Here is a 12,897-nt window from a genome sequence, read left to right on the forward strand (position 1 = left end):
CCGTCCCCAACCTGCTTCCAGCCTTCATCGCCTGCACCACTTGACGGGCGCCACCGCTCACGACGGCCGTGTGACCAAAGTGATGTCCGAGCTGCATGGTGCTGGGATGGTGCTCCCGTGATGGGACCGTGCTGGGATGACCCCCCGGAAGAGTCACATCTTCGCAGGTGGGAGCTCTGCCGCAGACGTTCCGCTTCAATGTGTAACAGTGCCGTTACTGCGCGCTAGATAATTCGTCAAGTGCGCAGGTCAGAAGGGGTCGGGCTCCGGTGAGCCCGACCCCTTCGTCGTCCCCGTGCTGGATGGGTGCCCGATATTCTGACGCGGGGTCAGCGGTGATCAGGTCTCGTAAACGGTGGAGCGATGTCCGACGTGAACGCCCAGACCACCAGTTCGCCGTTGTCGATCGTGTAGACGACGCGGTAGTCGCCGACTCGCAAGCGGCGGCGCTCGGGCTGGGACACGAGTGCGGTGGTGTTGAAGCCGAGGGGGTCGCTCTCCAGCTCGGTCAGCTTGGCCAGGATGCGCAGTGCCATGTCGCGAGGGATCTTCCGAAGCTCGGCCTGCGCCTCGGGTCGGAAGACGGTTCGGTACTCACTCACTGCGCGCCAGCGTCTCCCTCATGATGTCCTCAATCGGGATGCCGGCCGCCGGGCTGGCCATACGCTCGTCAATGATCCGGTTGATCTCGCGCTCTTCCCATTCCTGGTACTTGCGCAGCACCTCGATCGACACCACGGCAGCGACTTCCTTGCCTCGGCGCGTGATGACGGTGGGCACGTCGTCGCGGTCTGCCCGCTCTACGACCTCAGCCAGGTGCGCGCGCACGTCGCGGATGGACTCTATGGGCATCTGACTCATGCGCTCAAGCGTACCGAGTGTGCTATGTGTACACGACTGCTTAGGTGAGCCGGGTGTGGTGCCTGTCGTGCCACTCGTTGAAGGGGGCCAGGTCGTGTCCATAACCGCGAGCGAAGCCCGCAAGGCTCTCTTTCCGTTGATCAAGAAGGTCAACGACGATCACGAAGCCATTGAGATCGTGTCCACATGGGAACGCCGTGCTGGTTTCCGCCGAGGACTACGCTGCGCTGCGTGAGGGCTCCTACCTCCTGCGCTCGCCGGCGAACGCTCGCCGACTGCTCAAGGCCTATGAGAATGCCCTGGCAAACCTCAACGTCTCAGAGCGCGAGCTGATCGATCCCGACGTGACGGACGACGGTACGGGTGCCGCGTGAGGCTTGTCTTCGAGGATCAGGGCTGGGAGGACTGCACGTGGGCCGCTCGGTACAGCGGCGAGCCGGGGCCGCCGCCCGCTGATGTCGATGTCCTCGTTGTGGGTGATCCCGATGCCGACGCGCTCTTTGACCTTGCCGAAGAGGCCTCCCGACGGCTGCGTCGTGAGGTCAACGTGCATCGGGTCTCCGCCGAGGCGTGGGAGGCCCGCACGGATGATCCGTTCCTCGCCAGCGTTCGTGAACGTCCGCTGGTCCAGTTGAACCTTGACCTGGAGGCGCAATGACGCGTTGGGACCAAGGGCGGTCGACGGTCGACGCGCTCATCGGCGCCGGTGAGCTTGAACGCGTCCCCGCTTCCCGGCAGGCCGCCGAAGCGGAACTGGTCCGGGCGCATACGCATGTCGGCTCCGCGCGGCAGTTGTTGGCCACGGACCCGGAGGGCGCGTACACCCTGGCCTATGACGCCGCGCGCAGGGCGCTGGCCGCGGTATTGCAGAACCAGGGACTGCGCGCCACCAGTCGTGGTGGCCATACCGTCATCTACGCGGCCGTGCGAGCGCAGCTCGATCCGCCGCTCGGGTCCATACTGCGTCCCTTCAACCGCATGCGAGCCCGGCGGAACGAAGTCGAGTGCCGGTCGTCGGAGGCCCCCAGCGTGATGCCGGAGGAGGTTGCGGCCGACTTGACGAAGGTGGAGGCACTCATCGAGCTCGCGGAGAAGGCGATCCCGAACATGCCGCGCTATTGAGGCCTCGATCGCCTGCTCGGCGGCCGGGCTTGTTGAGTCCGGCCCTTCGTCATTGGGTGGTTCAGTTCCTGCGTTCGGTGCTGACGATGACGCAGACGCCCGCCACCACTACCGCGCCGCCGACTGCGATCGGCCAGGTCAGGTGCTCGTTCAGGATCAGGCTGCCCAGCAGTACCGCCACCACCGGGTTGACGTACGCGTACGTCGAGACCAGGGAGAGGGGGGCTGTGTGCAGGAGCCAGGCGTATGCCGTGAAGGCGACCAGGGAACCGAAGATGATGAGGTAGGCGAGGGCGAGCCAGGAGCGGGTGGAGATTTCGGCCACGTTGAGGCCCTGGTGCTCGCCGCGGGTCAGGCCCAGCAGGAGGCAGCCCAGGCCGCCCGCCAGCATTTCGTACGCGCTGGTCGCGAAGGGGTTGGCGGGCATCGGGATCTTCGACGAGGAGAAGGAGCCGACCGACCACAGCAGGGTTGCGACGATGATCGTGAGGACTCCGGAGAGCTTCACCTCGCCGCTCAGGCCGGGCACGGTCAGCACCACCAGGCCCGCCAGGCCCAGCAGTACGCCGCCGAACGTCCGCAGGGGCGGCCGGTCGCCCGAGGCCGTCCGGAGCATGACCACCCACATGGGCACCGCGGCCACCAGGAGTGCGGCGAGGCCGGATGGGACCGTGGTCTCGGCGAGGACGACCAGGCCGTTGCCGCCGAGGAGCAGGAGGAGGCCGACCACCGTGGCGGAGGCGAGCTGCCGTGGCGTGACGCGCAGGGCGGCCGGGCCCTGCCGCCAGGCCACCAGCGCGGTGAGGAGCAGGCCCGCCACGATGAACCGGCTGCCCGCGGAGAGGAACGGCGGCATCGTCTCCACCGCGATACGGATCCCCAGGTACGTGGAGCCCCACAGGACGTAGACGATGGCGAGGGCGCCCCACACCGTGCCGGAGACCCGCCGGGCCGTGGGCGGTTGGGGTGGTTGCGGCGGTATGCCGGTGAGGGAGGCCGCGGGCTCTGCCGGCGCTTTTCGTGTGGACACGAGGCATGATCCTAAGGATTCGGCTGGGTAACGCCAAGATTTCTGCCCGAATTCGGGCACAGGGAAGCGATTTCAGGGGCTGAGCAAGGTGTTCAGCTCGTGGTAGTCGACGGCATCGGAGACGGCGGTGTAGGTGCCGGCCGAGAGGAGTTCCTCCGTCGCGCGTCGCGCTACGGCGTACGCCGCCTCGGCCACGGAGGAGCCCAGGCTGACGCGGGCGACGCCCAGCCGGGACAGTTCGGCGACCGTGGGGGAGCCGGGGCCCGCCAGGATGTTCAGCGGGGCGGGCACGGCCTGAGCGAGGGCGGCGATCGTCGCGGGGTCGGCGACGCCCGGGACGAAGATGCCGTCCGCGCCGGCGGCGACGTACGCCTTCGCGCGGGACACGGTGTCGTCGAGGCGGGTGGCCGCGGCGCCGAGGCCGAACAGGTAGGTGTCGATCCGGGCGTTGAGGAAGAGCGGGATGCCGGCGGCGTCCGCCGCGCCGCGGGCCGCGGCGATGCGCTCGGCCTGTTCGGCGGGCGCCCGGCGGCCGTCCTCGAGGTTGACGCCCACGGCCCCCGCCGCGAGGACGCCCGCGACGGTCGCGGCGACCCCGGCCGGTGTGTCGGCGAAGCCGCTTTCGATGTCGGCGGAGACGGGGACCGAGATGGCCGCGGCGACCCGGGCGATGAGGTCCAGCGCGCGGTCGCGGTCGAGCGCGTCACCGTCCGCCGCGCCGAGACTCCACGCCACACCCGCGCTGGTGGTGGCCACCGCCGGCGCGCCGGCCGCCTCGGCGAGCCGGGCGCTGGCGACGTCCCAGGCGTTGGCCAGCGGGAGCGGGGTGGCGGCGGTGTGCAGGGAACGGAAGGCGACGGCCTTCGCGTGCTGGGCCTGCTCACGCTGCTGAGCCGTCTGCTCAGCCGTCTGCTGCGGCTGTTCTGTCTGCTGTGTCATGACCGCAGTTCATCAGGCGGTGCGGTCGAACGCTGGCGAGAATCCGACATCGAGGTGGCGGGCGCTTTGGGGAAGCGGTGGAGAAATGGCGGAGCCCTGGTGTGCATCCTCGCCGACGGTGACGGCCCGGTGACGGGCCTCGCGGGATCCCGAGTAAACCGCGGCCGTTGTAACGCCCCTGTGAAACCGGCTGCCTGAGCCGGAGTTGGCTTGATCTCTGCGGCGGAGAAAGTCGGAGAAGGCCAGGTCCCAGCGCCTCGGCCCGGGCCGGCCGGGCTGGTGGGAGAGGTCGTGTCGTGGATCGGAGGGCGCCCGCCGGGCCGCCGCATCGCAGCGGACCGGGCTGCCGTCCGCGTCGGCCTATGTCGCAATTGGTGACGTGGTGTCATGGCGACTGTGTGGCAGGCGCGTTACGCGTGTGTAGAACCCTTGTGGGATTCCTATGCATGCGTCAATCTTTCGCTGGCAGTAGGACGACGGACCGGCGCAGAACCCGTAGCGGCGGATTGTCATGTCCCTGTCGATCTATCCCCAGCACCCCCCACAGCACCCCCCACCGCAACGCACCACCTATGAGGAGGACCCCTCACATGTCTGTGATGCGTCATTCCCGGCGAAGAATTGCCGGCATCAGTGCGACCGCAGTCGCCGCCCTCGCACTCGGCGCGGTCTCCGCGCTCCCCGCCGTCGCCGCGGACACCGCCGCCGAAGGCCGGATCGAGAACGCGGGCGCCCCAGGTGCCATCGCCGGCAGCTACATCGTCACCCTCGACGAATCGGCGGCCGACGCCGGCTCCGCCGAGGGTCGCGCGCTTGCGAAGAAGTTCGGCGCGAAGATCAAGAAGACGTACCACGCGGCTCTCAACGGCTACGCGGTCGAGCTGACCGAGGCCCAGGCGAAGAAGTTCGCCGCGGACCCGGCCGTCGACTCGGTCGTACAGAACCGCGTCTTCACGGTCTCCGGAACCCAGCCCAGTCCGCCGTCCTGGGGTCTGGACCGGATCGACCAGAGGAACCTTCCGCTGAACCAGAGTTACACCTACCCGGACAAGGCCGGCGAGGGCGTCACCGCGTACGTCATCGACACCGGTGTCCGGATCAGCCACAGCGACTTCGGCGGCCGGGCCTCGTACGGCTACGACGCCATCGACAACGACAACACCGCCCAGGACGGCCACGGCCACGGCACGCACGTCGCCGGAACCGTCGCCGGCAACGCCTACGGTGTCGCCAAGAAGGCCAAGATCGTCGGCGTCCGCGTGCTGAACAACCAGGGCTCGGGCACCACCGCCCAGGTCGTCGCGGGCATCGACTGGGTGACGCAGAACGCCGTCAAGCCGGCCGTCGCCAACATGAGCCTCGGCGGCGGCGCGGACTCCGCGCTCGACACGGCCGTACGCAACTCCATAGCCTCCGGCATCACCTACGCGGTGGCGGCGGGCAACGAGTCCACGAACGCCAACACCAAGTCGCCCGCCCGGGTGACCGAGGCGATCACGGTCGGCGCCACCACCAGCACGGACGCCAAGGCGAGCTACTCGAACTACGGAAACGTCCTGGACCTGTTCGCGCCCGGTTCGTCCATCACCTCGTCCTGGAACACCAGCGACAGCGCGACGAACACCATCTCCGGTACGTCGATGGCGTCCCCGCACGTCGCCGGCGCGGCCGCCCTGTACCTGGCGGACAACCCGTCGTCCACGCCGGCGCAGGTGTCGACCGCCCTGGTCAACGCCGCCACGCCGAACGTCGTCGGCAGCCCGGGCACCGGCTCGCCGAACCGCCTGCTGCACGTCGGTGGCGGCACCACCCAGCCACCCGGCCCGAAGTTCGAGAACACCGCCGACTACGCGATCAACGACAACTCCACCGTGGAGTCGCCGATCACCGTCAGCGGAGTAGCCGGCAACGCGCCCGCGACCCTGGGCGTCCCGGTCGACATCAAGCACACCTACATCGGTGACCTGAAGATCGACCTGATCGCCCCGGACGGTACCGCTTACACCCTGAAGGGGTACGGCACGGGCGGCAGTTCGGACAACGTGCTTCAGACCTACACGGTCAACGCGTCGTCCGAGGTGGCCAACGGCACCTGGAAGCTGCGGGTGAGCGACAACGCGAACATCGACACCGGCAAGATCGACTCCTGGGCGCTGCAGTTCTGACGCGCGGGTGAGCTGAAGGCGGGGGCGGTCGCTGCGGCGGCCGCCCCCGCTTCGTTCCTCGGCGCATGGCCACCGCGTACGATTCGCGCAGCCGTTCGCATGATCTCAACGAGGAGCACCGCACTCCGTGGACACACCTCCGCCGCCCCCTTCCGGACAGGTGCCACAGGGCTGGCCGCCGCCCCCGCAGCATCCGTACGGATACGGCTATCCGTATCAGCAGCAGCAGCCGCCGCTCAACGGGCTGGCCGTCGCCTCGCTCGTGCTCGGTCTCCTGTGCTGTCTGCCGATCGGTCTCGTACTCGGGATCGTCGCCCTCTCGCAGATCAAGAGGAAGGGCGAGCGCGGTCAGGGCCTGGCCACCGCCGGCATCGTGCTCTCGTCCGTCTCGACGCTGTTCCTGGTGATCGGCCTCGCCGTCGGCGGGGCGAGCGGCTTCCGGGACGCGTTCGAGGACGGGCTGGAGGCGGGCTCCCGGACCCGCAGCACCATGGATCTGACCACCGGGGACTGCTTCAACGTCCCCGGCGGCGACCTCGAGGCCGAGGTCTACGACGTCACGGTCGTGCCCTGCACCGAGCAGCACGACGCCGAGGTGTACGGCACTCACACCCTCGACGGAACCCTCCCCGGCCCCGAGGCCCTCGCCGCGGAGGCGGATGAGCAGTGCTGGCGGCTCCAGGACAAGTACGCGATGGACCCCTGGGCGGTGCCCGATCACGTCGACACCTACTCCTACTCGCCCACGAGTGAGAGCTGGAAGCTCGGCGACCGGTTGATCACTTGTGCCTTCGGGTCGGAGGACGGACCGCTCAGGAGCTCGCTGAAGCAGGAGGCCACGTCGATCGACGCACACCAGCTCGCCTACCTTCAGGCCGCCCATCCGACCGACTTCGTCGCGGCCGATGCTCCCGAGGCGGAGATCGAGGAGGACCTGGAGAGCTACCAGGTCTGGGCGGAGGAAATGTCGGACACGCTGACCGGGCAAGCGCGGCAGTTGCGCGCGCATGCGTGGCCGGCGTCGGCGGACAAGGCGGTCAAGGACCGGATACGGGAGATCGAGGGCGCGCAGAAGCACTGGGCGAAGGCGGCCGGGGCGGCCGACGAGGAGACGTTCTGGAAGCACTGGGAGGCGGCCGACCTGGCCCTCGACATCGAGGTCCAGGCGAAGGACGCCAAGGCACGCGAGGCGCTCGGCCTCGACACGACGCCTCCCGTGTACGACGACGAGGACTCCAGTGCGGGCGACAGCGAGGGTGCCAACTCGACGGGCGGGTCCGGGTCCGGGTCGGCCTGAGGCCGTACCCGTCCCGGTACCCGACCCGTCCCGGTCCCCGCCTTGAGGAAGGGCTCTTTCCTGTACGGGAACGAGTGCGGGCGCAGGAGCCGTGTCGTGCATGCGGGAAGCTATTGGTCTGGACCATTCAGGTCAAGGGGCTTGATCGCCATACCTGCGGTAAGTGCTGCGTAAGGGCAAGTCATCACATCGAGTGAAACTTTGGCCTGTGCTTGCGGTCAACGACCCACGGTTGCCACGCTGTTGCTGTCTGTCAACCTGATGGGAGTGGCTAGTGACATTCGGTGAGCAGCCGGCCTATCTGCGCGTCGCGAGTGATCTCCGGCAGAAGATCGTCAGCGGTTCGCTGCCACCGCACACCAGGCTGCCCTCGCAGGCCCGCATCCGCGAGGAGTACGGCGTCAGCGACACCGTCGCCCTGGAGGCGCGCAAGGTGCTGATGGCCGAGGGGCTCGTCGAGGGCCGCTCCGGCTCCGGGACGTACGTACGCGAGCAACCCGTCCCGCGCCGCGTGGCCCGCACCGGCTATCGCGCGGGCGGCGGCTCGACGCCCTTCCGGCAGGAGCAGGCCGACGGTGGCGTGCGCGGCACCTGGGAGTCCAGCAGTGAGCAGGCGGAGGCTAGCCGCGAGGTCGCCGCGCGGCTCGGCATCGCGCCGGGCGAGCGCGTGATGTGCACGCGGTACGTCTTCCGGGACGCGGGGGAGCCGATGATGCTCTCCACGTCATGGGAGCCACTCGCCGTCACCGGCCGTACGCCCGTGATGCTGCCCGAGGAAGGGCCCCTCGGCGGCTGCGGGGTGGTCGAGCGGATGGCCGCGATCGACGTCGTCGTGGACAACGTCGTGGAGGAGGTCGGCGCGCGTCCTGGTCTGGCGGAGGAGATCATGGCGCTCGGCGGGGTCCCCGGGCATGTGGTGCTGGTCATCGAGCGGACGTACTACGCGTCGGGGCGGGCGGTGGAGACCGCCGATGTGGTGGTCCCGGCGGACCGGTACCGGATCGCCTACCACCTGCCCGTGAGGTAACCGCCGCCGCCCAGGCCGGTGGGGCACCGCGCCGGCGCTCATAATTCCGGCCGGTTTGGGTGTGATGGTGGCCGCCTCGACCGTACCGATTCCGGCCGTTTTCAGGCTGTTCGGCAGATACGCCGGAAGCCTCTTCAGCGTTCATCGCGACCGGACTCGCCCTGGCGGCACCGGGATTGACGCCCCGTCATGCCTGCTCCCGTGCGCGCTGTTGTGCGCCCCCTTCGCACGAACCGCCGACTGGCTGGATGCTACCTGTGAGCCGTACCTCTTTGTGAAAACCCGTATCCGCTCAGTAAAGGTCGGGCGTAAGCTCGGGCATATGCGGATTGCGGTTTCCTGGGGACTCTCAGAGGTGCGCACGACGGCGGAGGGTAAAGCGCAATGAACGACAGCGACGCTGTTCTGCCGTGGCTGGTCATACGGCAGGACGACAACGGCAACCGCTACCGGGTGGGCAGATACGCCACCCGTGCCGAAGCCCAGAAGATCGTTGACAGCCTCGATGACCGGGGGCACAAGCAGCTCTACTGGGTCGAGCGGATCGGTCAGAGCGCGACGCGCAGCTGATCGCATCGGTGTACAGGGATTCACATAGGCTCCGCCCATGACTGAACGCGTCGTCGTGGGCGGAGCCCTCTGCCATCGGGGGCGGCTGCTGGCCGCCCGGCGCAGCGCCCCGCCCGAGCTGGCCGGCCGCTGGGAGCTGCCCGGCGGCAAAGCCGAGCCGGGGGAGAGTCCGGAGCAGGCGCTCGTGCGCGAGCTGCGCGAAGAGCTGGGTGTCGAGACGGAGGCGCTGGAGCGCATCCCCGGCGAGTGGCCGCTGAAGCCCGGATACGTCCTGCACGTCTGGACCGCCCGGCTGCTCTCCGGCGAGCCGCGTCCGCTCGAGGACCATGACGAACTGCGCTGGCTCGGGCCCGATCAGGTCGGCGAGGTCGACTGGCTGGATCAGGACAGGCCCGCGGTGGCCGAGGCGGTACGCCGACTCCGGGCGGGGGCGCGCGGTTGACGGTGTACGCCGTTCGCGCCACAGTGCGCCATCGGGAGCGGTAGTGCGCCCGGAATGCAGGGTATGTGGCTATTAGTCCGCCTTAAACCCCCTGATGACCGGACATCAGTCCGCTCTTGGTCCGGGAAGTGATCGGCTTTGATCCACACCGACGGCGACTGTGCCGAGTGGACCTTCCCCGCCGAGCCCGACGCGGTGCGAACCGCCCGCCATGTCGTGCGCGCAACCCTGCGCGCCTGGGGTCTCGACACGGTCAGCGATGTGACGGTGTTGCTGGTCAGCGAGCTGGTGACCAATTCCCTGCGGTACGCCTCCGGCCCGATCGGGGTCCGGCTGGCCCGGCTCGATGCGGCCGGTGACGCCCCGTCCGTACGTACAGCCCTGCTCGTGGAGGTTTCCGATCCGCTGCCGGACCCGCCGCTGGAGCGCAAGGCCGCGGCCGACGACGAGGGGGGCCGGGGCCTGCATCTGGTGGCAGTCTCGGCGCAGCGCTGGGGAACCCGCCACGACGAGTCGGGGAAAACCGTGTGGTTCGAGCTGGCCCTGCCCGGTTAAGAGAGTGAAGGGACACCAACGAGGGACACCAACGAGGGACCACGACGGGGAGCACAACGATCGCGAATCACCGGCTCAAAATGAACGAGACCGTGCTGTGATCGTGAACGCCGTGCCGCCAATGGCCGTAGTGCTGAATACTGCCGTCAAGGCCGGTCCGGGTGCGGTGAGCTGGAGGGGACGGTCGCGTGAGCGAGATACCTGCCAAGGCGGAAACGCCCGAGGAGCCGACGGGCGACGCGATGTGGCAGAGCAGTCCGCCTGGCTCGATCTACGACTACATCAGGGTCGCGTCCTTCTCGATCGGGCCCGACGGGCTGATCGACCAGTGGAGTCTGAGGGCCGGGGAACTGTTCGGGCTGGCCGCGCGGGATGCCGTCGGCAAGGATCCGGTCGAGGCGTTCCTGCCGGCCGAGGCGCGGGACCGCGGACACCGCAAGGTCGCCGAGATACTCGACGGCAAGGAGTGGACCGGCCTGGTTCCCTTCCGGATGCCGGACCGGGGCGGCGCGCACGGGGTCGCCGAGATCTATGTGATGCCGACCGAGACCGAGGGCGGCGACCGGGCCGCGCTCTGTATCGTGGTCGACGTCGGTGCGCTGCGGCGGATTGAGACCGATCTTGCCGCCTCACAGGCGATATTCGGCCAATCCCCCTTTGGCTTCCTGCTGTTCGGTACAGATCTGACGGTCCAGCGCGCCAACCGGCGCTTCGCCACCGTCTTCGGCGGCGCGGCGGACGACCACCGCGGCAAGACCGTGCACGACTACCTCTCCCGCGCCGAGGCGGACCGGATGACCGCCGCGCTCCAGCGGGTACTGGAGACCGGCGAGGCCGTCACCGACATGCAGCTCGTGGGCGCGGCACCGGGCAGCAAGGAACGCAGGCACTGGTCGATCAACCTCTACCGGGTGCACAGCGGCGCCGGCCACCCCGTCGGGGTCGCCGGCCTCGGCACCGACGTCACCCGCCGCCACCTCGCGGCCCGCGAGGCCGCCAACGCCCGGCGCAACCTCGCCCTGCTGAACGAGGCCGGCGCCCGGATCGGCAACTCGCTGGACCTGGAGACCACCGCCCGGGAACTCCTCGACGTCACCGTCCCCGGCTTCTGCGACCTGGCGTCCGTCGACCTCTACCAGGGGCTGCTCGCCGGCGACGAGGCCCCGCCCGGCCGCTGGGGGTCCCCTCATACCGGAGGCTACGGGGGAGGCAGCGCCGAACTGCGCCGGGTCGCCTTCGCCAGCGCCGTCTCCGACGCCCCGCTGGCCGCTCCCTGGTGCGTCGCGGAAGGCAGCGACCCTGGCCCGATCGCGGTGGGCGCCGTCCACCGCTATCCGTTCAACTCGCCGTGCGCGGGCGCGCTGCGCACCGCCCGACCCCGGTTGATCGAGGACCCGGCGTCCGACGACCTCATCCAGTGCACGCTCGCCGTGCCGATGGTCGCCCACGACACCGTCGTCGGGCTCGCCCAGTTCTCCCGCACCAAGGGCAGCGAGCCCTTCGGGGAGCGGGACCGGGCGCTCGCCGTCGAGCTGGCGGCCCGCGCCGCGGTCTGTATCGACAACGCCCGCCTCTACCGGAGGGAGCACGAGCGCGCGCTGATCCTCCAGCGCAGCCTGCTGCCGCCCGGCGACCCCGAGGCCGCCGGGCTCGACATCGCCTGCCGCTACCTGCCCGGCAATACGGCCACCGAGGTCGGCGGGGACTGGTTCGACGTCATCGAGCTGCCCGGCCACCGCACCGCCCTGGTCGTCGGCGACGTGATGGGCCGCGGACTGCGGGCCGCCGTCGCGATGGGTGAACTGCGCACTGCCGTACGGACATTGGCGCTGCTGGACCTGGAGCCGGCCGAGGTGCTGTCCGCGCTGGACGAGATCGCCCGCGGCCTCGGCGCCCCCGGAGGCGGCCGGCAGGCCCCGCGGGCCGCCCTCCAGTCCCGGGACGCCGACCTCTCCGAGGTCTACCTCGCCACCTGCCTGTACGCGGTGTACGACCCGGTAACCCGCCGCTGCACCTTCGCCAACGCAGGCCATCTCCCGCCCGTCCTCGTCGAGCCCGGAGAGCCCGGTGAGCCCAGCCGGCCGGCGCTGCTGCTCGAAGTGCCGCCCGGGATGCCGCTGGGCGTCGGCGGCGAGCCGTTCGAGGAGGTCGAGGTGGAGCTGCCCGAGGGCGCGCTCCTCGCCCTGTACACCGACGGTCTGGTCGAGTCCCGCGACCATCCGCTCGACGAGGGCCTGCGGAGCCTGCGGAGCGCCCTCGCCGATCCCTCCCGCCCTCCCCCAGCTACCGCTGGGAGGTGCCCCCAGCCCGGCCACCACTCCTCAACGACGGGGCTGCGCGCCGACCCCTCTCGATCGCTCGAGGACGTCTGCGACCACGTACTGAACACCCTGGACACGCGGCACGGCGAGGACGACATCGCCCTGCTGATGGCCAGAGTCCAGGGCCTGCCGCAGGACGCGGTGGGCGACTGGCAGCTGCCGCGGGAGCCGCGCTCAGTGGGCCGGGCCCGCGAACTGGCCCGTGGCCGGCTGATCGCGTGGGACCTCGAAGCCCTGGTCGACACCACGGAACTGCTGGTGAGCGAGCTCGTCACCAACGCCCTGCGGTACGGGGAGGGTGAGATCCGGCTCCGGCTGCTGCGCGACCGTACGCTCGTCTGCGAGGTGTGGGACTCCGGCCTGGTCCAGCCGCGCCGGCGGCGGGCGCGCGACACCGACGAGGGCGGCCGCGGGCTCCAGCTCGTCGGCCTGCTCAGCGCGGCATGGGGCAGCCGCCGGACGCCGCGCGGCAAGACCGTCTGGTTCGAACTGCCGCTGCCGGACGGACAACCGGCGGCCGAACTCTCCGTCGAGCAGCTGCTCAGCATGTACTAGAGGGCGCGCCCCC

At 69.8% G+C, this 12,897-nt stretch carries 12 protein-coding genes and 2 pseudogenes; 10 read left to right on the forward strand and 4 right to left on the reverse strand.

The features are described 5' to 3' along the window. Positions 1-339 precede the first annotated feature (339 nt). A pseudogene (locus NLX86_RS22335) lies at positions 340-602 on the reverse strand (type II toxin-antitoxin system RelE/ParE family toxin). Beyond that, a complete protein-coding gene (locus tag NLX86_RS22340; RefSeq protein ID WP_254373536.1) occupies positions 595-861 on the reverse strand; it encodes a type II toxin-antitoxin system Phd/YefM family antitoxin in 267 nt (88 codons plus the stop codon). Before NLX86_RS22340 ends, NLX86_RS22335 begins: the two are co-directional and overlap by 8 nt. Positions 862-955: 94 nt before the next feature. Between NLX86_RS22340 and NLX86_RS22345 the strand changes: the two are divergent. From NLX86_RS22345 to NLX86_RS22355, 3 genes and pseudogenes are all read left to right on the forward strand, one after another. Further along, positions 956-1,235, forward strand: a pseudogene (locus NLX86_RS22345) (type II toxin-antitoxin system Phd/YefM family antitoxin). Continuing rightward, positions 1,232-1,519 carry a hypothetical protein gene (locus NLX86_RS22350; protein ID WP_254373537.1) on the forward strand — a complete coding sequence of 96 codons (288 nt, stop codon included), beginning with the start codon at positions 1,232-1,234 and terminating at the stop codon, positions 1,517-1,519. Before NLX86_RS22345 ends, NLX86_RS22350 begins: the two are co-directional and overlap by 4 nt. Further along, positions 1,516-1,983 carry a hypothetical protein gene (locus NLX86_RS22355; protein WP_254373538.1) on the forward strand — a complete coding sequence of 156 codons (468 nt, stop codon included), beginning with the start codon at positions 1,516-1,518 and terminating at the stop codon, positions 1,981-1,983. The genes NLX86_RS22350 and NLX86_RS22355 overlap by 4 nt, the downstream gene beginning before the upstream one ends. A 61-nt stretch (positions 1,984-2,044) precedes the next feature. On the opposite strand, the gene NLX86_RS22360 is transcribed toward NLX86_RS22355, so the two are convergent. Continuing rightward, entirely contained in the window at positions 2,045-2,965 is a 921-nt protein-coding gene (locus NLX86_RS22360) for an EamA family transporter (protein ID WP_254373604.1), read from the reverse strand. 120 nt (positions 2,966-3,085) lie between these two features. Then, the gene (locus NLX86_RS22365; RefSeq protein ID WP_254373539.1) at positions 3,086-3,952 is read right to left on the reverse strand and encodes an isocitrate lyase/phosphoenolpyruvate mutase family protein; all 867 of its coding nucleotides are present in this window, start codon (positions 3,950-3,952) and stop codon (positions 3,086-3,088) included. A gap of 590 nt (positions 3,953-4,542) precedes the next feature. Between NLX86_RS22365 and NLX86_RS22370 the strand changes: the two genes are divergently transcribed. The 7 genes from NLX86_RS22370 to NLX86_RS22400 all read left to right on the forward strand — a co-directional run bounded on the left by NLX86_RS22370 (position 4,543) and on the right by NLX86_RS22400 (position 12,884). Further along, positions 4,543-6,117: a S8 family peptidase gene (locus NLX86_RS22370; protein ID WP_254373540.1), complete on the forward strand. Its 1,575-nt coding sequence runs from the start codon at positions 4,543-4,545 to the stop codon at positions 6,115-6,117. Positions 6,118-6,244: 127 nt separating this feature from the next. Then, on the forward strand, positions 6,245-7,414 hold the full coding sequence (locus NLX86_RS22375) for a DUF4190 domain-containing protein (protein WP_254373541.1): 1,170 nt from the start codon (positions 6,245-6,247) through the stop codon (positions 7,412-7,414). 274 nt (positions 7,415-7,688) lie between these two features. After that, positions 7,689-8,441, forward strand: coding sequence for a GntR family transcriptional regulator (locus NLX86_RS22380; RefSeq protein ID WP_254373542.1), 753 nt, complete (start codon positions 7,689-7,691; stop codon positions 8,439-8,441). Between the two features lie 384 nt (positions 8,442-8,825). Further along, a complete protein-coding gene (locus NLX86_RS22385) occupies positions 8,826-9,011 on the forward strand; it encodes an SPOR domain-containing protein (protein ID WP_254373543.1) in 186 nt (61 codons plus the stop codon). A gap of 37 nt (positions 9,012-9,048) precedes the next feature. Then, the gene (locus NLX86_RS22390; protein ID WP_254373544.1) at positions 9,049-9,453 is read left to right on the forward strand and encodes a (deoxy)nucleoside triphosphate pyrophosphohydrolase; all 405 of its coding nucleotides are present in this window, start codon (positions 9,049-9,051) and stop codon (positions 9,451-9,453) included. 138 nt (positions 9,454-9,591) lie between these two features. After that, entirely contained in the window at positions 9,592-10,008 is a 417-nt protein-coding gene (locus NLX86_RS22395) for an ATP-binding protein (protein WP_254373545.1), read from the forward strand. Between the two features lie 242 nt (positions 10,009-10,250). Next, on the forward strand, positions 10,251-12,884 hold the full coding sequence (locus NLX86_RS22400) for a SpoIIE family protein phosphatase (RefSeq protein WP_254373605.1): 2,634 nt from the start codon (positions 10,251-10,253) through the stop codon (positions 12,882-12,884). Positions 12,885-12,897: the final 13 nt, after the last annotated feature.

The organism is Streptomyces sp. A3M-1-3 (assembly GCF_024213665.1).
Taxonomy (GTDB): Bacteria; Actinomycetota; Actinomycetes; order Streptomycetales; family Streptomycetaceae; genus Streptomyces.

Bases quoted from the DNA above. Each gene is read 5' to 3' on its own strand.
- NLX86_RS22340 (WP_254373536.1), bottom strand. From the start codon at position 861: ATGAGTCAGATGCCCATAGAGTCCATCCGCGACGTGCGCGCGCACCTG.
- NLX86_RS22355 (WP_254373538.1), top strand. From the start codon at position 1,516: ATGACGCGTTGGGACCAAGGGCGGTCGACGGTCGACGCGCTCATCGGC.
- NLX86_RS22365 (WP_254373539.1), bottom strand. From the start codon at position 3,952: ATGACACAGCAGACAGAACAGCCGCAGCAGACGGCTGAGCAGACGGCT.
- NLX86_RS22370 (WP_254373540.1), top strand. From the start codon at position 4,543: ATGTCTGTGATGCGTCATTCCCGGCGAAGAATTGCCGGCATCAGTGCG.
- NLX86_RS22385 (WP_254373543.1), top strand. From the start codon at position 8,826: ATGAACGACAGCGACGCTGTTCTGCCGTGGCTGGTCATACGGCAGGAC.
- NLX86_RS22390 (WP_254373544.1), top strand. From the start codon at position 9,049: ATGACTGAACGCGTCGTCGTGGGCGGAGCCCTCTGCCATCGGGGGCGG.
- NLX86_RS22400 (WP_254373605.1), top strand. From the start codon at position 10,251: ATGTGGCAGAGCAGTCCGCCTGGCTCGATCTACGACTACATCAGGGTC.